The sequence below is a fragment of the Enterococcus sp. DIV1682a genome (assembly GCF_051711005.1).
Taxonomy (GTDB): Bacteria; Bacillota; Bacilli; order Lactobacillales; family Enterococcaceae; genus Enterococcus_B; species Enterococcus_B hirae.
The window spans coordinates 1541158-1566031 of sequence record NZ_JBIOLT010000001.1 but is presented as its reverse complement, the minus strand read 5'-3'; the positions used below and the strand labels follow the sequence as shown (position 1 = coordinate 1566031).

Here is a 24874-nt window from a genome sequence, read left to right as displayed (position 1 = left end):
GGATGAATAAAGGGACTAAAACAATTGGTGTCATTTTTTCTCTGCTACTTTTGTCTATTCTACTATTTGTCGTCTTGATTAGTGCGGTCTATCCTTTACCATTGATGCTTGAACGATTCCGTTTCTTTACAATAACGAATTACTATATGCAGCAATATATTTTTTGGGTAGCAGTCGGCTTAGCGATTCTACTAATTATTGCATTATTGATCGTCATTTTTTATCCGAAAACGATCGGAACCTTCTTATTGAAAAAAGGGGACGGCGAATTAACGTTAGACAAAAAAGCGATTGAAGGTATGGTTCGTTCACATTTACATGAAGATGAATTCATTCACTCACCAAAGGTCAATATCAAAGCCACAAAAAATAAGATCGCAGTTACAGTTAAAGGTGAATTAAAACGGACTTCTTCATTGATCGGGAAAACAAGAATATTGATGGATGAAATCGAAAAAGAAGTGAAACAGTTACTCGGAACAGATGAGCAAGTAAAAGTGTCGGTGAAGTATACAGGTTACCAAGCACCTACCAATAAATATCAAACAAACGAACACGCTCGTGTGGAATAAGGAGGGGCACAAATGAATGAACTTTTTGCTGCTTATAAGCTTCCGATCATTTGCGGGGCAATTGGGTTGATTCTCGCCGTACTATTGATTACAGTGGGATTCTTTAAAACCTTGTTGCTGATCCTTATGGCGATCATTGGCGTGGCGGTCGGAATGTATTTAAAACAAACGAAAATTTTTGATCATAAATCTTAGGAGGAAATTCTATTATGGATAACAACAAAACAAATAACCAAAACAAACCAGTATCTGCACATCCAGATCCAACGACACCGAACAATGCAAATGGTGTTCATGATGCCAAAGATAAAACAGCACCCGTTTCAGCACATCCAGATCCGGTTGTACCCAACGTTGAAAACAAAGTGGCTCATGATAAAAAAGAAAACGAAGGACAATCAGAACAACAAGGAAAACATGAAAATTTTAGTAATCCAAAAGAACATCATGGAGATCAGCCAAAACCTCCAATGCCAGGGCATACACCACCTAAGCCAGAAGCCCCAGCAAAAGATCCAAAAAACACAACGGAAAACAGTGAATCTATGAATGGTGATGTGACATATGAAGATAAGGTCATTCAAAAAATCATAGGCATCTCCTTAGAAAAAGTGGATGGATTATTAACAGCTGATGGTGGCTTCTTCTCTAACGTGGCAGAAAAATTAGTCAACACTGATAATGTAACAGCCGGTATTGACACGGAAGTTGGGAAAAAACAAGTCGCTGTTGATCTTAAGATCGTTGTTGAATACGGCAAAGACATCGAAGAAATTTACCAACAAATCAAAAAAATCATTGCCAAAGAAGTTCATGAAATGACACATCTAGATGTCATTGAAGTCAATGTCGATGTGGTCGACATTAAGACAAAAGAAGAATATGAAGCAAACAGTGAAACAGTTCAAGATAAATTGACAAATGCGGCAAAAGCCACAGGAGAATTTGCATCTGAACAAACGGAAAAAGCCAAATCAGCAATTGAGCAACAAAAAGAAAATAACCAATAATCAACTGATTCAAGCACGAATTAGCTGTTCGTTCAGTCGCTAAGTAGTTGAAAGCGAAGCAACTAAAAATTAGTTTATTTATAGAGTCAATAGAAGAGATCGAGACAAGTTTTTGTCTCGATCTCTTCTATTTTTGGCTAAGGCTCCTTTTTTAATGGTAAGTAAAATGTTTTACATAACAAAAACATCTTCTGTCTTTTAGTGTTTGTCCATTGTGAAAAAGTGACATTACATATTCTTGTGATTCCCATTAAACTTAAAGAAGTATATTTTACTGAAGATTTTTATAAAAAAAGACGTAAAAGGGTGGAACTGAGCAAAAACAAAAAACTTAAGAAACATAACGTTTGAACTTAACTAAATCGTCAGAAATAAAGGAAGAAATTAAACAGCAGTATGGTATAAATAGGAGTTTTTCTTATGAGAAAACTAACATTACTTTTCTATTGCCGTTTAAAGATACAGTCTTAAAAGGAGGAGTACATTGAAAACCAGAAAAAAATTATTACATAGTACATTGATATTAGCACTCGCATTTGGACAAACTAGTGGCACCATCGTTGAAGCTGTTTCTGCGTTAAATGCAGATGGAAGTAGCAATACGAAGAAAATTCCAGAAGAAGAAAAAGAAACAACAAGTAAGACAAAAAGCGTTACAACTGAAGTAGTTAAGGATATAAAAAAAATAAATCAGCAAAGCAATACAGCAGAAAATAAAGAGTACCAAACGAGAAATGTAGGAGACGAAATTAACTTATCTACAACTAAAGAAGAAATTAGAAAAATTACTCAAGATATGCTAAATAATAGGAGTAATATGACATTAACAAGATATTCATATGAGGTAGGAGATCAAGTAGATTTTAATGATGCGCTACTACTTAATAGAGTAAATATAAACATTGCTCCACTTCCGGACAATGTGACTCAAATAAATAAAGTTGATGAAGAATATATCTCTGAGAGTGGTAATTGGAAATTAAGGGTGAAAGGTAAACAATCTGGTAATAATGCTGCCGCCTATTTTGACTTCTACTTTACTCGTCTAAAAATAAGTAGTTTAGAAAAAGAAGTATTTGATATTAATACTATATGGTTTGGTCGGACAAATATAGGGAAGCCTGATTTTAGTTTTGGAAAATATACAGTGAAGTTTCCAACTGCAGAAGAGACAATAGGAAAACTAGTAGCTACCAGAAAACCAGATGACTTTAGTTTGAATCAAGGAGGATCAGTACCAAAACCTTCAACTTATATTGATTCCGTGAAAAACTCACGAGGTAATATAACATACTCATGGAAAAAAGCGCCAAATGTTGAAAAACCGGGTAATCAACAAGTTGTAGTGAATGTCAGTGATGAGTCTGGGCGATCGTTGGATGTGACTATCCCTATAACCATCATTCCGCTACCTTTAGAAATGTCAACAAAACCAGGCGAATATCAGTTAAACCAATATGAGAAAGTTCCAAAAGCTGGTGATTACTTTGACGTAGTGAATCATTATGAAGGAACAACTTATCAAGTCGAATGGGTGAACGCGCCTGATATGTACCAAGTAGGAGAACAAATTTGTAAAGCAAGAGCAACTTCTTCTGATGGACGTACAGTTGAAGGCACGGTAAAAATAACTATCTTAGAAAATACAGGGTTACAAGTTAAATTAAAACCTATAGAAGATCGGGTATTAGCGAGTACTTATCCTTCTTTAAGTAACAATTTTAAAGATTACATTGAAGAAGTTACGATGTTAGGAAAACCGGTAGATATTAATCAACTTCAATTAGTAGTCTCAGAATCAACGGAAGCAGTATTTTCGTCGGTAGGGCAACATGAAGTACTTATTACTGTTAAAATGAGGCATCCAGATTCAGATGTGATGATAAAGGGGGCAGCGACAACCACTGTAAATTATAAATGGGGCAATACCATTTTGATGCGTTCGGTTGATGGTCATTCCGCTGGTGCTTTTGCTTTAGATGTTGGTAATTCTAGTAACGCCCCAGCAACATTATCTATTAGGCAAGGGCTTGCATCACCTTTAGATGAATGGGTGGGCGATTCCACTAATCCCTTTGAACTTTATTATAATTTCGAGGTTTTACGTGATGGTCGTTCCGTCTATAACCAAGACGTGACGAATCGTGCGACCTTACAAGAAGTCATGAATGCGTTTGGAGATACTGATAATAATCTTACGGTTCAAATGAATGATATCATCCAAATCACACATCCAAGCAAAACACCAAATGCTTCGGTGGTGATGATTAAAGAAAAAGAAAATGATTTTACGTATGGTACGGAAATCGCCCGTTACCGTGTGACTCCTTATGGGTTTGATCCAGCACCTGTCATGACGGCAGAAAGTGCGGAAAAAGCGTTCGTCCTAGGCGAAGACGTGGGTCAGACAAATTTCCGTGAGCTAGTAAAAAATGTGCGGATCAATGGTGGATTGGCTGATGATGATTTTTATTCAGTGGAGCCCCTTGGTGAATTTGATACCAGCACGATCGGAAAACGCAATATGCGGGTCAAAATCATGACAAAGGATAAACTTGCGTCCGAAGAAATTGAGATTTCTTACCAAGTGAAGTGGGGAGACACTTTTGTTATTAAAGGATTGAAAGAGGCGACAGTTGGTGCGTTTAGTTTATTGAAGAATCAAAATCAATGGCAAATCCAAGCTTCTCAAGGAGTGGACGGCACAAACTTAAATGATCCGGTGGATAATTATTTTGGGCGTGATACCTACTATTCTATCGAAGTTTTACAAGGAGCTACAAGCAAGTTCCGTTATGAAGTGGCAGGTAATCAGTCGATTCGTGAATCCATCCAGGGATTCAATAATGGGCAACCGTTGACGGTCAGTAATGGCGACGTGATCAAAGTGTATCATGCCGATCCTCTTGGGAAAAATCTTTTAATGAAAGATGAATTAGTCAAGGATTATACGATTGGTTCCAATTATGCCTATTATGAAGTCACTGACCATGGCTTGGAACCAATTTTAGCGGTTGCGGCTGATTCGATGGCTCAAGAATTTATCTTAGGTGAAGATAGTAGTAACGTTGATGGTGCGAAGTTGATTAATAGCATTACGATTAATGGAACGACAGTGGGAAATAATCAGTACACAGTCAAACAAATGAGTGATTTTGATACTTCGGTGGCGGGATCACAAACGATCAAAGTACGTATTGATACGAAAGATGGACTCGTTTCAAAAGAAATCGAGGTTCCTTATGAAGTTAAATGGAACGATACGATTTTGATGAAAGCTCAAAATGGACAATCAGGCGGAGCCTTTTCATTACATTCGGGGGCTTCCAGTACGAATCGTGTATTAGTCTTAAACCAAGGATTAAAAACCGATCTCAATGCGCCGATTAGTACCGATTCTTCGCTTTATTATTCCATTGAAGTATTGCGAGACGGGCGTTCTGTCTATCTACAAGAGGTGCCTGGACGTGCTTCTCTCCAACAGGTAATGGACAATTTCGGGACGAAACAAACGTTAAATGTCCAAGCTGGTGATGTCGTTAAAATGTATCATCCACAACGTTCAGAAGGTAGTTCGGTGTTAATGGTAGATGAAATGGAAGAAGATTATACCTATGGCTCGCAATATGCCTACTATCGAGTAACATCCTATGGTTTTGAACCGATGTCAGTGATTGAAGCTGTTGGCTCCAACAAAGCATTTTCATTAAAGGAGAATACGAAAACGACGGACTTGAGTCAATTGTTAGCACAAGTATCGATCAATGGCGAAATTGTTACGAGTGAAGACTATACAGTGGAGAAACTTTCTGGATTAGATACCGCAACTGTGGGCAAAAAGGAAGTCAGATTAAAACTGAAGACAGCCGATGAGACCGCAGATATCGAACTGGATGTTCCTTACGAAGTGGTTTGGGGAAGTACCTTCTTGCTTAAAGGATTAGATGACCAGAATGTGGGCGCTTATAGTATTGTGGAACAGGACGGAGAGTGGACGATCCAAGCTGGCAAAGGAGAGGATTCCACCGTTTTAACCAATCACGTGAATAACGTTTTTGGTCGCGATACTTACTATCGGATCGAAGTAGTAGCAAATTCAGAAAATCAACCGAAGGAAGGATCTGGTGTAACCGTTGAAAATATTATGGGCTTAGATCCGACGACTCGATTATCGGAACAAATAAAATACCAGTATGATGTGACTGGAAACATGACTGTGGGTCAGGCTATCAATGGGTTTAATAATGGGCAGCCGTTGTCAATTGAAGAAGGGGACATCGTAAAAGTTTATCATGCAGAGGCGAAAAATAATTTATTGATGCGAGATGACTTGACGAAAAATTATACAGCGGGTTCAAATTATGCCTATTATCAAGTAGCCAATCAAGAATTTGAACCGATCACTGAGATGAAAGCTGAAACAGTTTCGCAAGAATTGACATTAGGCGAAGATGCTAGTGATATTGATGGAATGGATTTGATCAAAAATGTTACTTTCAATGGTCAAAAATTAGATACGACATTATATGATGTCGAACAAGTTTCTGAATTTGATACGAATACTGCTGGAGCGAAGATGTTAACGGTGAAATTATCTACCGCAGACGGTGTCACTTCTACGGATGTGGAAGTACCTTACGAAGTGAAATGGGGAAGTACGATCCAGCTCAAAAATAAAAAAGGTGAAACCGTTGGTACTTTCGGCTTAACAAAAGACAAAAAACAATTGAAACTCCAGGCGTTACAAGGAAAAGAAGGAACGAACTTAGCTAGTCGAGTCACTGAAGTCAACGATGCAGATGTGTATTATGGGATCGAAGTCTTTACAAACAACAGTAGTAAATATAAATACGAAGTGCGAGGCACACAAACGATTGCCCAAGCAATCGAACGATTCAATAGTGGGGAGCCATTAAAAGTTTCTGCAGGGGATCAAATCAAAGTGTATCATACGGATCCAAGCGGGAATGTCTTGATGGCAGAAGAAACGGAGCAAAATTATACCTATGGTTCCAATTATGCGTATTATAATGTGACCGAATACGGCTTTGAACCGACTGGGGACTTTACCGTGACACCGGCAGAAGCAAAAATAATCATCAATACCAAACAAGTGGATCTTAAAGATCTCTTGAAAGAAGTGAAAGTCAACGGGAAAGAAGTACCGAAAAACGCCTATACAGTGAAATTAGATCCTGAAACCGAAATCGATACTTCAAGTTTAGGAAATCGTGTCGCTAAATTAGTGGTCAAAGTTGACCGCTCTTACGGTGGATTTTCTACTGAAACTGAAGCGACTTATGAAGTAGTGAAAGAAGGAACACCAGGAGCGTTAGGAGAAAGTTCAGGCGAAGGAAATACAGAAGAAGAGACCAACGTGGAAGGTGAAGGAACAGAAGAAGCAAACGGTGGTAATTTACCGAAAACCAATGAAACCAAAAATGCAATGTTCCCTCTATTAGGCACCGTACTAATTAGTTTGGTAGGAATGTTTCTGTTTTGGAAAAAGAAAAAACCAAAAGAAGAACCCAAAAGAAGAACCAAAAAAGTAGTATAATCCCATTGAAATAAATAAAGCACTCATTAGTTGTCGTAAAACTTCTGATGAGTGCTTTTTTGGCACTGGGCTTACCATTTGCACAAATAAAGCTCTATACAAGTCTGAGGGTAACAGCTATCGTCTATCAATATCCGAAAAAAATTCTTTGGTAAGCTTTGGAAAATAGCTTTTCAACGATTTTACTGTATGTATAACGAAAATTATAGTTATTATAACAAAATTAAAAATGATGTCTGCTTAACTAAACGTACATGTCGGTTTCAAGTTACTACGATAATCGTCCTGTTGAAATTTATTCATTAACCACATCTAGAGGGTGGATCAATTCTATCTAAAGTAAATTTTATTGTAATATCAGTATTAATCAGCGTTTTTACTATCTGAAATGAAACTGAAAAATCAATGATGATTCATCAATTCCATAAATATCAGTTTTTTTCATTTCCTTTTACATTTATAGTACAATTTAAAAAATAACGATTTGAAGTAAGTCTATTTTTCCTGGTTTGTTGGTAAAATATGACATTGTACGATAAAATAATTCCTTATATGCTTCTTGATGAAAGAAAAATTTTTTTCTTAATAGAGTAATCAAGGGAGGATTATGTTGAAAGATAAAAAACGATTATTGAAAAGTGCGTTGATTTTTGCATTGATACTCGGTCAAACGAATAGTGGGACTATCGTGGGAGCAGGTTCGATGTTGCCTACAAATGAAAGCAGATCTATAAGTCAAAAATCAAAAAGAACTGAAAAAACAAATCAGGGAAAAGAAAAAAAAACAAGTGAAAAAGCAGATAATAATAACCTAGTAGATTCAGAAGATGATCAAAAAAATACAACAATTTCTTCTAGAGACTCTGTGCTAACCAGTTATCAACGTGGAGAACTTAAGAAGGCAGCTACTGGGTATGTGCCAAAATATATCAAACATTTTATGGATATGACTAACCATAGCATATATTATAGAGTAAACGATCAAATGTATTTCGATAGATCTTTTCTTAAATTATTTTTTTTTAATGATGATAATCATGAGGTTCAAGATTATAAACCAGATGTCCCAAAAGATGGCGCTCTAATATTAGGTGACTGTATATATTTCTACCCTTACGGAACTTCTAATAGCGGAGCTGTCATATTTGACAAAGCATATAGTGTAGATTCAAAAAGTGGAAATTGGCGAATGACAATGATAAGGCCTGATGACAATAGTGGTCGTTACTCAATCAAATTTACTCGTTTAAAGATTGCGCCAAACCAACCCGAGATTTTTTCTATGGATATTGGTTATTATCCTACTATACTTGCTGAGAAGCTAATTCTAGAATATGATACAATTGATTTTTCAGTGGATTTCCCTGATGCGGAAACATGTATTGGGAATTTGAGAGCTTTAAAAAAAAGTGGCGAACATGCGCTTAAACAAGGTGATGAGATACCTAAAGCTGTAGAATATATTAAGTCAGTAGAGAATACTCGAGGAAATGTAAAATACGAATGGAAAACAGCTCCTGATACGAGTCAGTCAGGAAGTCAACAAACAAAAATAGTAGTTAGTGATGATTCTGGCCGAACGGATGAAGTTACTGTGCCGATTACGATTATTCCTTTACCGTTAGAGATGTCGCCAAAATTAGGAGAACATAAAGTCATGCAATATGGTGATGTTCCAAAAGCAGCCGATTATTTTAATGTGGTCAATCGTTATGAAGAGTCCACATACAAAATTGAATGGGTCAAAGCCCCTGATATGAATCAAGTGGGTGTTCAAACTTGTCAAGCGAAAGTGATTACCTCAGATGGGCGTACTGCAGACAGTTCAGTACAAATAGAAGTTATCCCCCATCCAGGTTTAGAAGTGAAGCTAAAGCCGTTAGAAGATCGAATATTAGGTAGGTCCTATCCTTCTTTAAGTTCAGATTTTAAAAATTACATAGAAGAAGTAACATTATTAGGTGAGAAAGTAGATATTAATGAGTTAGAATTAGTTGCAAATGAAACAACCGATATAAATACTCAAACGGCTGGACAAAAAGAAGTAAGTATTACAGTTAAGAAAAAAATTACTGAGGCAAATGCCTGGGTTAAAGGAACAGGAACCACTACAGTCAACGTATTATGGGGCAATACCATCTTAATGCGTTCAATTGATGGTCATTCTGCAGGGGCTTTCACTTTAGATGTCGGTAATTTAAATAATGACTCCGCAGTTCTTTCGATTCACCAAGGATTAGAATCACCGTTAAATGTTGCGGTAGGAAAATTACAAGATCCATTTAAACTGTATTATAAGTTAGATATTTTACGTAATGAGAGAATAATCTATACGCAGGAGGTAACGAATCGGGCGACTTTACAAGAAATTATGAATGCTTATGGAGATAAAGAGAATAAAATAGACGTTAAAATGGATGATATCATCCAAATCACACACCCAGGGAAAACAGCTAATAGCTCGGTCGTGATGATCAATGAAGAAGAAAAGGATTTTACGTACGGGACAGAGAATGTTCGCTACCGTGTAACACCTTATGGTTTAGACCCTGCACCAGTGATAACAGCTGAAAGCGCAAGAGTATTTTTTTTAGGTGAAGATATCAACCAGTTGAATCCACAAGAGTTCATCAAAAATATACGTCTTAACGGTCAATTAACTTCAAATGAACAGTATAAAATCAACCTTATCGATGGAGGGGATACTCAAACAGTTGGCAAGCGAACGATGCGTGTCAAGATTACCACGAAAGATGGTTTAGTCTCTGAAGAAGTTGAAGTCGCTTATCAAGTGAAATGGGGTGATACTTTCGTTCTAAAGGGGTTGAAAGAATCCACCGTCGGTGCATTCAGTTTACTAAAAAGTAATGATCAATGGCAGATTAAAGCTAGCCAGGGCGTAGAAGGTACAGAATTAGATGACCCAGTCAATAACTATTTTGGCAGAGATACCTTTTACTCCATTGAAATTTTACAGGGGACAACTAACAAGTTCCGTTATGAAGTGATAGGCAATCAGTCGATTCGCGAATCCATTTACGGTTTCAACGAGGGGAAACCGCTGAATGTCAATGAAGGTGACGTGATCAAAGTGTACCATGCCGATTCTGTTGGGAAAAATCTATTAATGAAAGACGAATTAGTCAAGGATTACACGATGGGTTCCGATTATGCGTATTATAAAGTCACTGAATATGGCTTGGAACCAATTTTAGCGGTTGCGGCTGATTCGATGCCTCAAGAATTTATCTTGGGTGAAGACAGCAGTAACGTTGATGGATCGAAGTTGATCAATAGTATTACGGTCAATGGAACGATAGTGGCTAGTAATCTATATACAGTCAAACAGATGAGTGATTTCGATACTTCGGTAGCTGGTTCACAAACGATCAAGGTACGTATTGATACGAAAGATGGGCTGGTGTCAAAAGAGCTTGACGTTCCCTATGAAGTCAAATGGGGGAAAACTATTTTGATAAAAGCTCAGAATGGACAATCAGCCGGGGCCTTTTCATTATATGCGGGAACTTCCAGTACGAATCGGGTATTAGTCTTTAACCAAGGACTAAAAACCGATCTTAATGCACCAATTAGTACCGATTCTTCACTTTACTATTCCATTGAAATAGTGCGTGAAGGGCGATCTGTTTACTCGCAAGAGATACCGGGTTATGCGACGTTAGAAGAGGTAATGGCTAATTTTGGCTCGAAACAAAAATTGAATGTCCAAGCAGGGGATATCATAAAACTATATCATCCCCAACGTTCAGACGGTAGTTCTGTCTTACTGGTAAATGAAACAGAAAAGGACTATACCTATGGTTCTCCATATGCTAATTACCGCATAACTTCTTATGGTTTTGAGCCCATGCCGGTAATTGAAGCTGTAGGACCAAATAAAGTTTTTTCTTTAATGGAAAACACTCAAAATATAGACTTGAGTCAGCTATTAGCGAATATAACGATCAATGGTGAACGGGTGGAAAGCAAAAATTATAAGATTACGCAACTTTCTAAAATGGACACCTCTACTGTTGGTAAAAGAGAAGTCAAATTAAATCTTAAGCCAGAAGATGGCTCAGCAGATATTGAACTGGATGTTCCTTATGAAGTGGCTTGGGGAAGTACTTTCTTACTTAAAGGGTTTGATGACCAGAATGTGGGCGCTTATAGTATTGTGGAACAAGACGGAGAGTGGACGATCCAAGTTGGCAAAGGGGATGATTCCACCGTTTTATCGGATCATGTGAATAGTGCCTTTGGTCGCGATACTTACTACCGAATTGAAATAGTAGGAAATCCAGAAAATCAGCCCGAAGAAAAAACAGGTGTCACTGTCGAAAATATTATGGGCTTAGATCCGACTACTCGATTATCGGAACAAATAAAATACCAGTATGATGTGACGGGCAATATGACAGTGTGGCAGGCGATCAATGGGTTTAATAATGGCCAACCATTACCGATTGAGGAAGGGGACATCGTTAAAGTTTATCATGCAGAGGCGAAGAATAATTTATTGATGCGAGATGACTTGACGAAAAATTATACAGCGGGTTCCAACTACGCCTATTATCAAGTGGCCAGTCAAGAATTTGTTCCCATCACTGAGATGGAGGCTGAAACAGTTTCGCATGAATTTACCTTGGGCGAAGATACCAGTGACATTGATGGAATGGATTTGATTAAAAATGTCACTTTCAATGGTCAAAAATTAGAGACGACATTATATGATGTCGAACAAGTTTCTGACTTTGATACAAATACCACTGGACAGAAAATGTTAAAAGTGAAATTGTCTACCGCAGATGAGGTGACTTCTACAGAAGTGGAAGTGCCTTACGAAGTGAAGTGGGGAAGTACGATCCAACTAAAAAATCAAGATGGCGATACTGTAGGTGCCTACAGTTTGATAAAAGAAAACAAACAAATCAAACTCCAATCATTACAGGGAGAAGACGGAAGTGACTTATCGAACCGTATCACAGAATATGATGACATGGAAATTTACTATGGGATTGAAGTTTTTACAAATAACAGCAGTAAATATAAATACGAAGTTCGCGGTACGCAAACAATTGAACAATCGATTAATCGGTTCAATAGTGGGGAACCATTAAAAGTTTCGGTGGGAGATCAAATTAAAGTGTATCATGCCGATCCAAGTGGGAATGTCTTGATGGCAGAAGAAAAAGAGCGAAATTACACTTATGGTTCCAATTATGCGTATTACAATGTGACTGAATATGGGTTTGAACCAACAGGAGATTTTACCGTGACACCAGCAGAAGCGAAAATAGTTATCGATACGAAACGTGTGGACCTTAAAAATCTTTTGAAAGAAGTTAAAGTCAATGGCAAAGAGCTGCCGAAAACTGCTTATACGGTTGCATTAGATCCTGAAACAGAAATCGATACTTCCTCTTTGGGGTATCGTGTTGCTAAACTAGTCGTGAAAGCTGACCGTTCCTATGGTGGTTTTTCTACTGAAACTGAAGCGGCTTATGAAGTGGTGGAAAAAGGGACGGATGGTGCTTTAGAAGATGGTACAGAAGATAGCATGACTGAAGATAAAGAGATTACAGGAACAGATTCAGAAAAAAAGAACTCAAATGGAGACAATACAAGTGGCGCAAAAAATGGTAATTTACCAAAAACCAATGAAACAAAAAATACGGTTTTTACTGTATCAGGTGTCTTGATTGTTAGTTTAGCGGGAATCATCCTGTTTTGGAGAAAAAGAAAAGCAAATAAAAATTCTAAAAAATAAGATAATCAGTTATTAAAAAGCCCACGTTAGCTAGACTACAGCTGACGTGGGCTTTTTTGTCGGTCTTCAGATTGATTAGAAAGTAGTTAGCTTTCATTGGTGTCACTCAACTAAAGAAATGAGCTACTCTCTCATTTGGCTTGTATCTTGATATTCGAGGATATCACCTGGTTGGCAGTTTAAAACTTCGCAAATCTTATCGAGCGTAGAAAACCGAATCGCTTTTGCTTTACCATTTTTTAAAATAGAGATATTAGCCATCGTAAGACCTACTTTTTCACTCAGTTCGGTCACGCTCATTTTTCGCTTGGCTAACATGACATCTAAATTGATAATAATAGACATTCGACACCTCACACTGTTAAATCATAGTCATTTTTTAAATAAATGGCTTGTTTGAGTAAATCAATCAAAATGCTTGAAAGGATGTAGATAAAAAAAGGGATAAAGAGTAAGACGAAAGCGATGAGTAGGATTCCTGGACTATCGCTCATATCAGCTATTTGGTAAAATTTTGGCAAAATACCAAATGCAAGGATCGTGATACATAAAAGGCAAGATCGGATTTTACTGCTAAGCTTTAGACTCTTTTTAGTAAAAGTTTCCTTTGAAGGGAAGGTTTTGACTAAGCGGAGCAGGAAGAAATTGAGCAACAAAGTCACTAGAAGGATCAGGTAAAGAACTAGAATAAATAGTGTAGTTTGCCAGTTGCTAAATGGATTTGTAGGATTTGTACTCAATTGAATAGTTAATAGCGTTCCCAAGAGAAGGGGAACAAAACAAAAAACAGAAACGATTAATTGGATAAAGAACAGTTTGGATTTCATAAAATGCCTCCTAAATTTTTATTAGTATAGCATGAGGTTTGTTCATTATCAATAATTATTTATCGATAGACGATAAATAGAAGGGTGGACAAACGCCTTTTTCAATAAAGAAAAGGCGTTCTAACGAATCATATTATATTTTAAAGCTGTAAAACTATTACTAAAAATGGACTATTTCTCATTTAAACAATGTATTCCCTAACCACTAATACATCCTTGTAACCCTGAAGTTACGCCAGTGGGATTAAATTTCATCAAAACAAATCAAAATCTCGCATAAAATATTTATCGCAATAGATTAATTATAACATATCATTTGCAAAAAAGATATTTAATTTAGATTACATTTGCGATAGTTTTAAATAACAGAACTTTTAAGTAGAAAAACGTATCATTATCATGTTTATACCCTCCCAAATCTAAAGTAAATATGCTAAAATCACAAATAACAACGAAGATCATGATTGGTTGGGAAAATTTATTCCTATTTTTCGTTATTAAAATTAGGTGTACAAATAACTAATTGTTTTATTTTGTTTGGTTGTGGGGAGTGGAGAAACAAAATACGCTAGTATAAATTGTTATATAAGTATGGATAAAAATTTCAGATAAAATTATTAAGTTGTTAGGGGAAGTTTAAATGAAATTAAATGAAGAAAGTTTATTTATCCTAATTTTGATTGGTCAGCTTTACACTGTTTTTATGGCTCTTGGTTATCTAAGGAATCTTTTATCAAATAAAAAGTTTCAGTTGTTTTCGTTTGTTAGTGTAATCGCTTATATTGCTTTATATCAATGGATCAATATCATAGCGACAGTTATCTTATGGGCTGGGTTATGTCTAAGTATCTATATCATTGATCGAAACATTGATATAGCGATATTTTATCCTTCGATTATTTTATTTTTCTACATATTCATTGATGGAACAGCCAAATATCTATATAAAATTTTAGGTTGGGATATCAGCGATTTTTTTACAGCTGTTTTAGGAACAGGTTGTTTGTGGATCGTTACTGTTTTTCTAAAAAAAATGGTCATACCAAAGATTATTAGGGATAAAACGACTCTAAAAATAGCGGCCATCGTTGTTTTTTTTACGATTATTGTTTATTTTATTAACATTTGTAGTGATCGTTTTTCTGTTTTAGCAAGATTCCTAGTTATCAGTAATGAATTATTTACGGTTCTTTATGGTGTAATGTCTACCATAATTTATTGTGTACTGCTTTTTATCAAGAAAAAAGAATTTGAAACACGAGAACAGCAAAAAGAAATGCGTCACCTGATTGAATATAGTGAACAGATCGAAAATAACTATCTTGCGTTACGAAAATTCAAACACGATTATAAGAATATTTTGTTTTCAATAGAGGACTATATTCAAACAAAGGATATTGAAGGGCTGCAAAAGTATTTTTATCAAAGTATCAAAGCTACTGAAACGATTTTTGAAGAAAACAATCTCCCAATTGCTTCGATTTCAAATCTTAAAATTAGAGAGATAAAAAGCATTATTTTGAGTAAATTATACGTGGCTAGCCAAAAGGGTGTCGAAGTAAACGTAATGATTCCAACACCCATTACGGATATCGCTATCTCAACAGTCACACTTGTTCGTATGCTAGGGATTATACTGGATAATGCAATTGAAGAATCAGCCTTTTTAGAAAAGGGAAAAATTGAATTGACTATTATGGAGGAAGACAAAAATTGTTTTTTTGTCTTAATGAATCAATGTCGTTCGAGTATTCCTAAATTACATGAATTGAAAAAAGTAAATTTTACTACTAAAAAAGGAAATCAAGGACTAGGACTAACGAATCTGGACGAGCTTGTTCATTTGAATGAGAATGTTTTTTTAGAAACAAAAATTGAAAACAATCGCTTTATACAAATCATAACGATTAGTGGAATGAGGGGCTAGTAATGTTAAAAATATTTGTTTGTGATGATGAAATTGCTCATCGTAATAAGCTTACTCGAATGATTACAAATTATTTATTGATGAAAGACTATGATGTTCAATTCCAATTTGCTACGGATGATCCAATGATGATCTTGTCGTTTATTTCAAAACATAAAACAGAAGGAATCTATTTTTTGGATATTGATCTAAAAACGGATTTAAATGGGATCGAGTTAGCAAAAAAAATCAGAGATTACGACCCAACAGCAAAAATCATTTTTGTGACAACTTATACAGATTTAGTCTATTTAACTTTTTTATACAAAGTAGAAGCATTAGATTACATTGTCAAAGATAATATGGATACTTTTCAAAAGAGAGTGACGGAATGTATTGACGTCGCAATTGAACGCTATTTGAATACAAATCTGGAAACTAGACCCCAAATTTGGATTAAGAATGGTCCAGTTGATGTAAAGTTATATGTCGATGAAATATTTTATTTTGAATCTAGTCCAACACCCCATAAATTGATCGTCTATTTAGATAACCGCAGAATTGAGTATATAGGGAAGATCAAAGAAGTAGAAAGTATGTATGAGGTATTTTGTCGTTGCCATCAATCTTACGTAGTTAATCTGATGAATGTGAAAGAAATCAATAAAAAAGAACGAGTGATCACTATGTCCAATGGAGCAAAATGTTTAGTTTCTACTCGTCATTTAAAAAAAGTAGTAAATCAGTTCAAGAAATTAACCAGTTGTTGATTACATCTCCAGGTATTCCGCACTTTTGATCAAATAACGTTCACTTTTGATAAAACCAACTATCTTATAAAAAAACAAATATAATATAGATGAAAAGGAGCGGATCAAATGTCGGAAGAATCTATATCTTTAGAAGAAAAAGTTTCAAAAACAATTAGTAAGCGGATAGGAAGACAATTACAATTGTCAGAAATTGACTTGGCAAAAATGGAATATGGATTAGCTGTTCTTCTGGTAATTAGTTCAAAGATATTTTTTATCTACTGTTTAGCTGGGTGTCTTCATATTATTCTGCCGGTTTTGACTACCCATTTGGCATTTACACTAATGAGAAGAACAACAAAAAGTTTTCATGCAAGAGATAGTAATGTATGTACGGTCTTAAGTCTATTTTTCTTTGTCTTATTACCATATCTAGTTACTACTTTTGCTGTAGATGTCACAAGAGCCAGCTTTGTGATCTGCAGTCTCATGATTTGCTTGATCTTGTGGTTCAAAGGGATAGTGATCGCACAAAAATCGGCGAAAAGTTCATTGCTAAATGGAAAGAGCCAGATGATAGTGGTCAGTTTGTTCCTAACTATTTTTGGTGGGATTCAATCAAGTAACCGTATTCGTACCTTACTGTTGTTAGGCATGATGATCTCAACCCTTTTAATGTTTGTTCAAAAAAGAAAGGATGAAGAAAATGTTAAAAAAAATTAGCTCAAGAAAATTAAAATATATGCAAATTTTAGCAACCGTTGCTATTGCCGTTGCTACAGAAGCTATAGGTAAAGGAACAATGTGTACAGGAATTATTTATGAACCAAAAGTACCTGAGGCATTGAAACAAATCGAAAAATAAACTTGGAAATCGAAATACTAGTGGAATAAAAAGAATTCATCATACGAAATAAGTCTTAGGATCAAAAATAGTAGTTGCTATTTTGACCCTAAGACTTATTTTTTTCGATAATTTTGTAAGAGCAAAACAAATATAAAAAAGAAAAAAGATTCCCATAATGTCGTTGTCCAACTAAATTCTTTTGAAACTCCAAAAAATAAATTCCCTGCATTAGAAACGATTAAATAAATTAAGGTAGTTATTAGAGCATAAATTATTTTCTTTACCATAATCTCACAACACCCCTTTTTTCAAAAACATGGCTAAAGCGTTCCATTTCTTCAAATGATCTTTACTTAAGTATAATTCATTTAAAAGATATTTGGAAAGAAATTTTATCTGTTTTTTACAGATAAGAAAGAAGAAAGAGAGTAGGAAACGATAAATATTAGAAAATTTTCATAGCAACTGATAGTTTTTTGTAATAATAACTGAGCATTATCTTTGCATTTTTTAATGTAGACTACTATCCTTTAAATATACCCAATAGAAAAAAGGCAACACAGTCTATTGGAGGGAAACGTTATTTATGAATGATTGTCATAGAAAGTGAAAAAAGGCTATTAGTATTAGCATGTCATGGTAGCGCTTTCTATTAAATCTTGTAAATAACATGTGTGATCACGGTCAATTAGAAGTAGGAGGTGGAGAATGAATAAAGGGTGGAAGATCGTTGGTATTCTTGCAAGTTTATTCTTGCTGACGGTGCTTTTAGGGATTGCGTTGATCAACGCACCGTATATGATGCCAGAACAGTTGGAACGTTTTCGATTTTTTGTCATAACGAACTACTACGTGCAACAATATCTATTTTGGACAGCTGTCGTTTTTGCTATACTTGTGCTTATTTTGTTATTAGTTGTTCTTTTCTATCCAAAATCCAAAGGAACGTTTGTTTTAAAACAAAAAGATGGAAAACTGACTTTAGACAAGAAAGCAATCGAAGGGCTTGTGCGATCACAATTACATGAAGAAGAATTTGTTGGTTCACCAAAAGTTCGAGTACGCTCAACAAAAAATAAAATCAATGTCCATGTAAAAGGGGATTTAAAACGAACATCCTCTTTAATTGGTAAAACAGGAGAATTGATGCGTGACATTGAACAACAAGTGGCACGAGTACTTGGTACTGAACAAAACATCGCTGTAGCTGTTACTTATAGTGGATTTGAAGATTACGACAGTAATGCACACAAGCACGCTCGAGTAGAATAGGAGGGGCCCATCATGAAAGAGATATTTTCAGCGTACAAGCTCCCTATTATCTTCGGGGGACTTGGCTTACTGTTAGCTGTTTTATGGATAACAGTTGGATTTTTTAAAACACTTCTAATATTAATCATGACTGCTATAGGTGCAGGCATTGGTTTTTATTTGAAAGAAACAAAAATATTTGATCAATTTTTTAAATCTTAGGAGGAACTGGACATGGAAAACAAAGAAATCAAAAACACAAATACAATGACATCTGAGAATAACCATATTTCACGTGGAGAATTAACTTACGAAGATAAAGTAATTCAAAAAATCATCGGTTATGCTTTGAAAGATGTTGATGGTTTATTAACATTAGATGGCGGTTTCTTCTCAAACATTGCTGAAAAATTAGTGAACACGGATAATGTCACAGCAGGAATCAATGCAGAAGTTGGTAAAAAACAAGTAGCTGTTGACTTAGATGTAGTTGTAGAATACGGAAAAGATATTGAAAATATCTATGATCAAATTAAAGACTTGATCAGCCGTGAAGTGAATGATATGACACATTTAGATGTAATCGAAGTGAATGTGAATGTAGTTGATATCAAAACACAAGAAGAATATGCAAAAGATCAAGAAACTGTCCAAGACAAAGTGACAGATGCTGCTAAATCAACTGGTCAATTTGCTTCAAAACAAACAGATAAAGCAAAAGCAGCTATGAATAAAGGAACACAAAAAGTGAAAGAAAACACTGAACCACGTGTTCAGTAATTGATTGTTAGTAAAAGAAATTAGGAGGAAATTAAAATGGGATTTATTTGGTCATTAATCGTCGGTGGTATTATCGGAGCAATTGCAGGGGCTATTACAAATAAAGGTTCTTCAATGGGAATCATTGCTAACGTAGTCGCAGGTCTAGTTGGATCAGCGATCGGACAAGCTTTACTTGGCACTTGGGGACCAAGTATCGGGGGCATGGCAATCGTTCCATCATTGATTGGTGCAATCATTCTTGTATTGGTCGTATCATTCTTTGCTCGTAAACTATAAGAAATTGATCGGATCATTTGATCGATCATAAATAAAATCAGAAGCTGAGACAATTATTGTCTCAGCTTTTTTTATCTACATTAAAAAAATTCGGTCCAGTTAGTAAAGTTTATTCGTGGTAAGCTGTTTAGAATAAAAATATCATTGTTATTGTGAAGTTTTACTCAAAATCCTCTTGACTTAGAGTTGACTCCAAGTAGTACAATATCTTTTGTGGTAACAATTAGTAAGACCGAAATGAGTTATTCTTTTCGGACATGTTATTGCAAAAGGAGAGAGAATAGTGAGTATAAAGACAAACATCTTAGACCAAATCAATGGTCCAACAGAGGTAAAAAAACTAACGATAGACGAAATGTCTGAATTAGCTACAGAAATGAGAGAAAAGATTTTACAAAAAAATAGTGCGATCGGAGGACATGTCGGCCCAAATTTGGGTGTCGTGGAATTAACAATTGCTTTCCACCATGTGTTTGACTCGCCCAAGGATAAAATTGTTTGGGACGTTTCCCATCAATCTTATGGACATAAGTTATTAACTGGTCGTAAAAATGGATTTGAGGAGGGAAGCTACCACGAAATTAGTGGCTATTCCAATCAACATGAAAGTGAACATGATTATTTTACTGTGGGGCATACTTCAACTTCGATCAGTTTAGCGGTCGGTCTTGCAAAAGCCCGTGATTTGAAACAGGAGAAAGGAAATATCATTGCTTTTATCGGGGATGGTTCCTTAAGTGGAGGCTTAGCTTTTGAAGGTTTGAATAATGGTGGAACAATCAATTCTAATTTGATCGTTTTAGTGAATGACAATGAAATGTCCATTGATGAGAATCAGGGAAGTTTATATCGTCATTTAGCAGAGCTTCGTGAAAGCAATGGGACAAGTAATGATAATTTATTTAAAGCGATGGGGTATGATTATCGCTACATTGCGGATGGTAATGATTTAGAAACAGTAATTGAGGTTTTCAGAGAAATTAAAGACATTGACCATCCAATCGTTTTACATGTTCACACCGAAAAAGGTCATGGCTATGAGCCAGCCGTCGAAAACAAAATGAAATATCATTGGCATGTACCGTTTGATTTAGAAACAGGCGAAGCGAAAAATGCTCCTACTAGTGAAAGTTTTAATCAAATAATTATGAACTATCTTGATGAAAAAACGAAAACAAGTGCAACGCCTATCGTGGCTGTGAATGCTGCGATTCCAGGAATGTTTGGCTTAAAGGAATTTCAAAAAAAACATCCAGAACACTACTTTGATGTGGGGATTGCAGAACAACATTCGATCACATTTGCTTCTGCTTTAGCATCTCAAGGGATTCGACCTGTGGTATTCCATTCAAGTGTGTTTTTACAACGAGCATATGATCAATTATCTCATGATTTAGCGATCAACGAAAATCCAGTAGTCATTCTAATTGGAGGAGCAAGCATCTCAGGAAGTGATCGTACTCACCAAGGGACTTTTGATATTCCTTATCTTTCAAGTATTCCTAATATTAAATATCTAGCGCCAGCTACGAAGGAAGACTTACTATCGATGTTGGATTGGAGTTTATCACAAACCGATTCACCGGTTGCTATTAGAATCCCTGCTCATGGTGTGACATCTGGTGAAGCGATCGCAGAAGACTACGCTATTCCAAGATACCAACGTCTGGTTGCTGGAGATAAAGTTGCGATCTTAGCACTAGGTGGCTTCCTTGAATTAGGTAAACAAGCTTTAGAAGAATTTGCGAATCAGGGGATTTCAGGCACATTGATTAACCCTGGAACGATCACCGAACTTGATCATGAAACTTTAGAAGAATTAAAAGAAAATCACCAATTGATTATCACTTTAGAAGATGGTAGTCTTTCGGGCGGATTTGGTGAAAAAATCAGTCGTTATTATGGAGATTCAGCAATCCAAGTTCTAAACTTTGGTTCTCAAAAAGAGTTTACTGATAGTGTACCTGTTCAAACATTGTATGAACGTTATCATTTGACACCAAAACAAATCGTAGCAGATAGTCTTAGCAGTTTAAATCAATAGAAAAAAATAGAGTAAATTCGTGATATCAAACGAATTTACTCTGTTTTTTTAAGAAATCCGACTTAAATAAACCATATTTATATTATGTAAACAAAGTTAGGGATAAACCGAACGAGTAATGAAATAAACATTGCTTTTATCGATAAAAATCCCATAAAATAGAAAAGTAAAGAAATAATCTATTGTTAAGGAGGTTTTTTATTTGATTGATTTGCAAGAAATATTTACACAAAACCAGATTGCGTTTGAACTTTATCGCCATCGCCCAATTTTTACCAATGAGGATGCGTTAGTTGTAAAAGAGGAACAAGGGTTTAGTGGTACTGAGACGAAGAGCTTGTATCTAAAAGATAAACAAAACAATTGCTATATTTTTTTAACCTTCACGACTAAAAGAAGCGACTTTAAAAAATTAAGCAAACTGATTGGTAAAAGAGTGTCAGTTGTTACGGCTGAAGAAATGGAAGCGGAAACGGGACAAAAGCCAGGTGCTGTTTCACCATTTGGTTATGAATCATCTGTTCCTGTCATTATTGATGAAGAAATATTCGCTCAGGAAAAATTAGTATTTGCACCTGGTAGACCTGATCAAACCATGGTAGTCAAAGTGGCAGATTTAGATAATATCATTCAAGTATTAGAAATAAAAACGTATGTATTACCAGCAGTGGAGTGACCTGTAACCATAATGAAACAGGTTCATCTTAAGTGAAATCTTTTGTTTAACGAAGGTTTCGTGATAGAAAAACTGCGTATGAGTAAAGGCGCAGATGTGACGTTCCATACCAAAAAGCTTAGCTGATCAGAAAGTAAACCGAACATGGTTCAGACAAAAACGATGAGACGATCGTGAAAGTAAAACAAAAAAGCAAATGTCTAAGCTATAAACAAAAGTGTCATTTTGTTATAAAACATCGATCATCAGCTTTTTTATTTGGAAATTATTTTTTAGCCTGTAATCAAGTTAATTGAGATAATAGTTGATCATATCCTAATTCTCTGGCATAATCTTCGGCAGTTTTTCCTTGATTATCACGCAATTCTTTATTTGCACCATGAGCCAATAATTCTCGGACGATGTCTTGGTAGATCTTTGAACCATCTCGCAAAGCCACAGCTTCAATCAAGGCAGTATAGCCATAATGATTTTGATGGTCAATATCAACACGACCATCAGTTAGCAAAAGTTTGACGTTGGCTAAATGTCCTTTTTCGGCAGCTGGTATCAATGCATTACCACCAAAACGGTTAACGATCGACTGATCAGGTTCACTATTTTCAAGCATATAAGCAAGAATCTCAGTTTTTCCTTGTGCGCCAGCATATAAGTAAGGGCTATCTTGAATATGATCTTGTAAGTTGATGTTCGCACCGTGATCAACGAGGATTTTTGCAATATCGATCATATTATGGTGGACAGCAATCAATAATGGGGATTCTCCTTTTTCATTTTGTTCATCAATCATCGCAGTTGATTGGTCTAACAGCGTTTGAACTAGATTTAAATCCTCTGCACTAACAGCTTGTAACAAGCGACCTGGAGCAATTGTCATTGGTGTTTCCTCCTTTGATGGATGGTTGGGATTAGTTGGTAAAGGCGCAGAAGTTGTAGAATCCAAAACAATCGAATTCGTGCTAGTATTAGTACCATTTGATTGAGAGGAATGATCGGCACATCCTGCAAATACCAATAACGTAGGGAATAACCATAGGATTGAATAAGGTTTCATGAAAACGCCTCCTCCATATTATTTTAGTTGAAATAGCCATAAACAGCAAAATAAATACTTGCTAAACAATGCACAACTCTTTATATAGAGGCAAAAACGTAATAAGCAACGCTTCCAAGACGGATTCTTGACAAAAAAAGAACAATGATAGATAGTAAAAAATAGTGTCTGACTAAATCTAGACAGGAGAACAGCTTTTGATTCTGTCAAATGAAAGTAGGGGAGTAGATGTTTACACGTTTGTCATCTCAATTAACAGAAAGAGAAAATTATAAATTACTGATTGGTTCAATTATTCCCAGACCAGTAGCTGTTGTTTCAACATTAACTGAGAAAGGGAACTTAAACATTGCGCCATTCAGCTATTTTAATATCGTTAGTTCAAATCCACCCATCGTTTCATTAGCTGTCCAAAGAAAGAATGAGCAGATGAAAGATACTGCTAAAAATATCTTAACAAGGAAAGAAGCAATTATCCAAGTTTTAGATGAGCAAAATGTGGTGGAGGTCAATAAAACAGCAGCGACTCTTCCGCAAGAAGAAAGTGAACTAACCTTGACTAACTTGACTACGAAAACAAATAGGAATGGTTCAATTCCACCAATCAATGAGTCAAAAATTGTTTTTGAAACGGATTTATATGACCATCTCGAAATTAAAAATGAGCAAGAAGTTACTGCCGATCTTTTTTTATTAAAAATCCATACGTATCAATTAAATGAAGAGGTATATGATCCAGTATCTGGGAAGATCGATCCCAAGAAACTACAACCAGTTAGTCGATTAGCAGGGAATGATTATGCAACCTTAGGGAAAATCTTTACCATTCCTAGGCCAAAGTGAACCACATGACGATAAATATGTTATTTTTAGAGGATGTATAATCCTAAAAATATTATTATAATATTGGCGTAAGTTCATTTCTTTCATGAATGGAGTAAGAAATAAAATTTAGCTAAAACATTTTTTAGTTATAAAAAACAATAAAGTTTTTTTAGGTAAACCGAATGATTTAAAATTTTATTTAAAATAGGCAAGTAAAAAGGCAAATATGAGACTTTTTAATGCATGAATAAACTGGTATGTAAATGTTAAGATAACTTGAAAATTTATTCCGAAAAGTGAAAAAGAGAAAAATAAAACAGAAAAATCAATCAAGTCAGCAAGGTATTTTCATACTAAACGACTTCCTAAAAAGGGGAAATATATTAAAGATTGATTAATTTTGTTTTTTTATCAAATAAATGATTGCTAAAATAGTTAAAGAAGCTTACTATTAACTCTGTAAAAAATAAAAATAGTAATAACCTTGTTAGGTGAGGCTCCTATACAAACATATGCTATTGCTCAGAAACGTCGAAAGACGCCAATGAGTCAAACAGGAATTGTCGGATTAAGGCTTTTTCAAATAGCTAAGAGTGTTTCTTTACGTTGTATAGTGCTAAAACTCGGACGATGAGATGATGCTAGGTCAGAATTCTTGTTCGAAAAGGTTTCTGACCTTTTCTTATATTCTATAACTGATTCTATATTTAACTGCTCGTGTTCG

General features: G+C 35.4%; 19 protein-coding genes and 1 riboswitch. Of the genes, 16 read left to right on the top strand and 3 right to left on the bottom strand.

What is annotated here, in order from left to right:
• The first annotated feature begins 2 nt into the window (after positions 1-2).
• The 5 genes from amaP (IGJ23_RS07105) to IGJ23_RS07085 all read left to right on the top strand — a co-directional run bounded on the left by amaP (IGJ23_RS07105) (position 3) and on the right by IGJ23_RS07085 (position 12909).
• On the top strand, positions 3-572 hold the full coding sequence (amaP, locus tag IGJ23_RS07105) for an alkaline shock response membrane anchor protein AmaP (RefSeq protein WP_034698115.1): 570 nt from the start codon (positions 3-5) through the stop codon (positions 570-572).
• A 12-nt stretch (positions 573-584) separates the two neighbouring features.
• On the top strand, positions 585-767 hold the full coding sequence (locus IGJ23_RS07100; protein ID WP_010719084.1) for a DUF2273 domain-containing protein: 183 nt from the start codon (positions 585-587) through the stop codon (positions 765-767).
• Positions 768-781: 14 nt separating this feature from the next.
• Positions 782-1582, top strand: coding sequence for an Asp23/Gls24 family envelope stress response protein (locus IGJ23_RS07095; RefSeq protein ID WP_438774765.1), 801 nt, complete (start codon positions 782-784; stop codon positions 1580-1582).
• Positions 1583-2066: 484 nt separating this feature from the next.
• Positions 2067-7139 carry an LPXTG cell wall anchor domain-containing protein gene (locus IGJ23_RS07090; protein WP_438774764.1) on the top strand — a complete coding sequence of 1691 codons (5073 nt, stop codon included), beginning with the start codon at positions 2067-2069 and terminating at the stop codon, positions 7137-7139.
• Between the two features lie 610 nt (positions 7140-7749).
• A complete protein-coding gene (locus tag IGJ23_RS07085; protein WP_438774763.1) occupies positions 7750-12909 on the top strand; it encodes a Rib/alpha-like domain-containing protein in 5160 nt (1719 codons plus the stop codon).
• A gap of 123 nt (positions 12910-13032) precedes the next feature.
• Here the strand turns inward: IGJ23_RS07085 and IGJ23_RS07080 are convergent, their stop codons facing one another.
• Together IGJ23_RS07080 and IGJ23_RS07075 are read right to left on the bottom strand one after the other, a co-directional pair.
• Positions 13033-13254 carry a helix-turn-helix domain-containing protein gene (locus IGJ23_RS07080; RefSeq protein ID WP_010719089.1) on the bottom strand — a complete coding sequence of 74 codons (222 nt, stop codon included), beginning with the start codon at positions 13252-13254 and terminating at the stop codon, positions 13033-13035.
• Between the two features lie 8 nt (positions 13255-13262).
• Positions 13263-13736, bottom strand: coding sequence for a DUF2975 domain-containing protein (locus tag IGJ23_RS07075; protein WP_010719090.1), 474 nt, complete (start codon positions 13734-13736; stop codon positions 13263-13265).
• Positions 13737-14376: 640 nt separating this feature from the next.
• On the opposite strand from IGJ23_RS07075, the gene IGJ23_RS07070 reads away from it, so the two are divergent.
• The 10 genes from IGJ23_RS07070 to IGJ23_RS07025 all read left to right on the top strand — a co-directional run bounded on the left by IGJ23_RS07070 (position 14377) and on the right by IGJ23_RS07025 (position 22271).
• Complete coding sequence (locus IGJ23_RS07070; protein WP_034698104.1) at positions 14377-15663, top strand: sensor histidine kinase; 1287 nt, start codon at positions 14377-14379, stop codon at positions 15661-15663.
• A gap of 2 nt (positions 15664-15665) precedes the next feature.
• A complete protein-coding gene (locus IGJ23_RS07065; RefSeq protein ID WP_010719092.1) occupies positions 15666-16412 on the top strand; it encodes a LytR/AlgR family response regulator transcription factor in 747 nt (248 codons plus the stop codon).
• A gap of 108 nt (positions 16413-16520) precedes the next feature.
• Positions 16521-17117 (top strand): accessory gene regulator B family protein, encoded by a 597-nt coding sequence (locus tag IGJ23_RS07060; RefSeq protein WP_096710301.1) that lies wholly within the window; start codon positions 16521-16523, stop codon positions 17115-17117.
• The gene (locus tag IGJ23_RS07055; RefSeq protein ID WP_063627151.1) at positions 17101-17259 is read left to right on the top strand and encodes a cyclic lactone autoinducer peptide; all 159 of its coding nucleotides are present in this window, start codon (positions 17101-17103) and stop codon (positions 17257-17259) included. The genes IGJ23_RS07060 and IGJ23_RS07055 overlap by 17 nt, the downstream gene beginning before the upstream one ends.
• Before the next feature lie 690 nt (positions 17260-17949).
• Complete coding sequence (amaP, locus tag IGJ23_RS07050) at positions 17950-18513, top strand: alkaline shock response membrane anchor protein AmaP (RefSeq protein WP_010737641.1); 564 nt, start codon at positions 17950-17952, stop codon at positions 18511-18513.
• A 12-nt stretch (positions 18514-18525) separates the two neighbouring features.
• On the top strand, positions 18526-18714 hold the full coding sequence (locus IGJ23_RS07045; RefSeq protein WP_010719095.1) for a DUF2273 domain-containing protein: 189 nt from the start codon (positions 18526-18528) through the stop codon (positions 18712-18714).
• A 12-nt stretch (positions 18715-18726) separates the two neighbouring features.
• The gene (locus tag IGJ23_RS07040) at positions 18727-19272 is read left to right on the top strand and encodes an Asp23/Gls24 family envelope stress response protein (RefSeq protein ID WP_010719096.1); all 546 of its coding nucleotides are present in this window, start codon (positions 18727-18729) and stop codon (positions 19270-19272) included.
• A 36-nt stretch (positions 19273-19308) separates the two neighbouring features.
• Entirely contained in the window at positions 19309-19551 is a 243-nt protein-coding gene (locus IGJ23_RS07035; RefSeq protein WP_010719097.1) for a GlsB/YeaQ/YmgE family stress response membrane protein, read from the top strand.
• Between the two features lie 283 nt (positions 19552-19834).
• On the top strand, positions 19835-21595 hold the full coding sequence (locus IGJ23_RS07030; protein WP_438774762.1) for a 1-deoxy-D-xylulose-5-phosphate synthase: 1761 nt from the start codon (positions 19835-19837) through the stop codon (positions 21593-21595).
• A 202-nt stretch (positions 21596-21797) separates the two neighbouring features.
• Entirely contained in the window at positions 21798-22271 is a 474-nt protein-coding gene (locus tag IGJ23_RS07025) for a YbaK/EbsC family protein (protein WP_438774760.1), read from the top strand.
• 283 nt (positions 22272-22554) lie between these two features.
• Here the strand turns inward: IGJ23_RS07025 and IGJ23_RS07020 are convergent, their stop codons facing one another.
• On the bottom strand, positions 22555-23325 hold the full coding sequence (locus IGJ23_RS07020; protein ID WP_438774759.1) for an ankyrin repeat domain-containing protein: 771 nt from the start codon (positions 23323-23325) through the stop codon (positions 22555-22557).
• Between the two features lie 228 nt (positions 23326-23553).
• Here IGJ23_RS07020 and IGJ23_RS07015 point away from each other — a divergent pair, with 228 nt between their 5' ends.
• The gene (locus tag IGJ23_RS07015) at positions 23554-24168 is read left to right on the top strand and encodes a flavin reductase family protein (RefSeq protein ID WP_367011265.1); all 615 of its coding nucleotides are present in this window, start codon (positions 23554-23556) and stop codon (positions 24166-24168) included.
• Between the two features lie 458 nt (positions 24169-24626).
• Positions 24627-24792, top strand: a riboswitch (M-box (ykoK) riboswitch).
• Positions 24793-24874 lie beyond the last annotated feature (82 nt).

Bases quoted from the DNA above. Each gene is read 5' to 3' on its own strand.
- amaP (WP_034698115.1), top strand. From the start codon at position 3: ATGAATAAAGGGACTAAAACAATTGGTGTCATTTTTTCTCTGCTACTT.
- IGJ23_RS07100 (WP_010719084.1), top strand. From the start codon at position 585: ATGAATGAACTTTTTGCTGCTTATAAGCTTCCGATCATTTGCGGGGCA.
- IGJ23_RS07095 (WP_438774765.1), top strand. From the start codon at position 782: ATGGATAACAACAAAACAAATAACCAAAACAAACCAGTATCTGCACAT.
- IGJ23_RS07080 (WP_010719089.1), bottom strand. From the start codon at position 13,254: ATGTCTATTATTATCAATTTAGATGTCATGTTAGCCAAGCGAAAAATG.
- IGJ23_RS07075 (WP_010719090.1), bottom strand. From the start codon at position 13,736: ATGAAATCCAAACTGTTCTTTATCCAATTAATCGTTTCTGTTTTTTGT.
- IGJ23_RS07070 (WP_034698104.1), top strand. From the start codon at position 14,377: ATGAAATTAAATGAAGAAAGTTTATTTATCCTAATTTTGATTGGTCAG.
- IGJ23_RS07065 (WP_010719092.1), top strand. From the start codon at position 15,666: ATGTTAAAAATATTTGTTTGTGATGATGAAATTGCTCATCGTAATAAG.
- IGJ23_RS07060 (WP_096710301.1), top strand. From the start codon at position 16,521: ATGTCGGAAGAATCTATATCTTTAGAAGAAAAAGTTTCAAAAACAATT.
- IGJ23_RS07055 (WP_063627151.1), top strand. From the start codon at position 17,101: ATGTTAAAAAAAATTAGCTCAAGAAAATTAAAATATATGCAAATTTTA.
- amaP (WP_010737641.1), top strand. From the start codon at position 17,950: ATGAATAAAGGGTGGAAGATCGTTGGTATTCTTGCAAGTTTATTCTTG.
- IGJ23_RS07045 (WP_010719095.1), top strand. From the start codon at position 18,526: ATGAAAGAGATATTTTCAGCGTACAAGCTCCCTATTATCTTCGGGGGA.
- IGJ23_RS07040 (WP_010719096.1), top strand. From the start codon at position 18,727: ATGGAAAACAAAGAAATCAAAAACACAAATACAATGACATCTGAGAAT.
- IGJ23_RS07035 (WP_010719097.1), top strand. From the start codon at position 19,309: ATGGGATTTATTTGGTCATTAATCGTCGGTGGTATTATCGGAGCAATT.
- IGJ23_RS07020 (WP_438774759.1), bottom strand. From the start codon at position 23,325: ATGAAACCTTATTCAATCCTATGGTTATTCCCTACGTTATTGGTATTT.
- IGJ23_RS07015 (WP_367011265.1), top strand. From the start codon at position 23,554: ATGTTTACACGTTTGTCATCTCAATTAACAGAAAGAGAAAATTATAAA.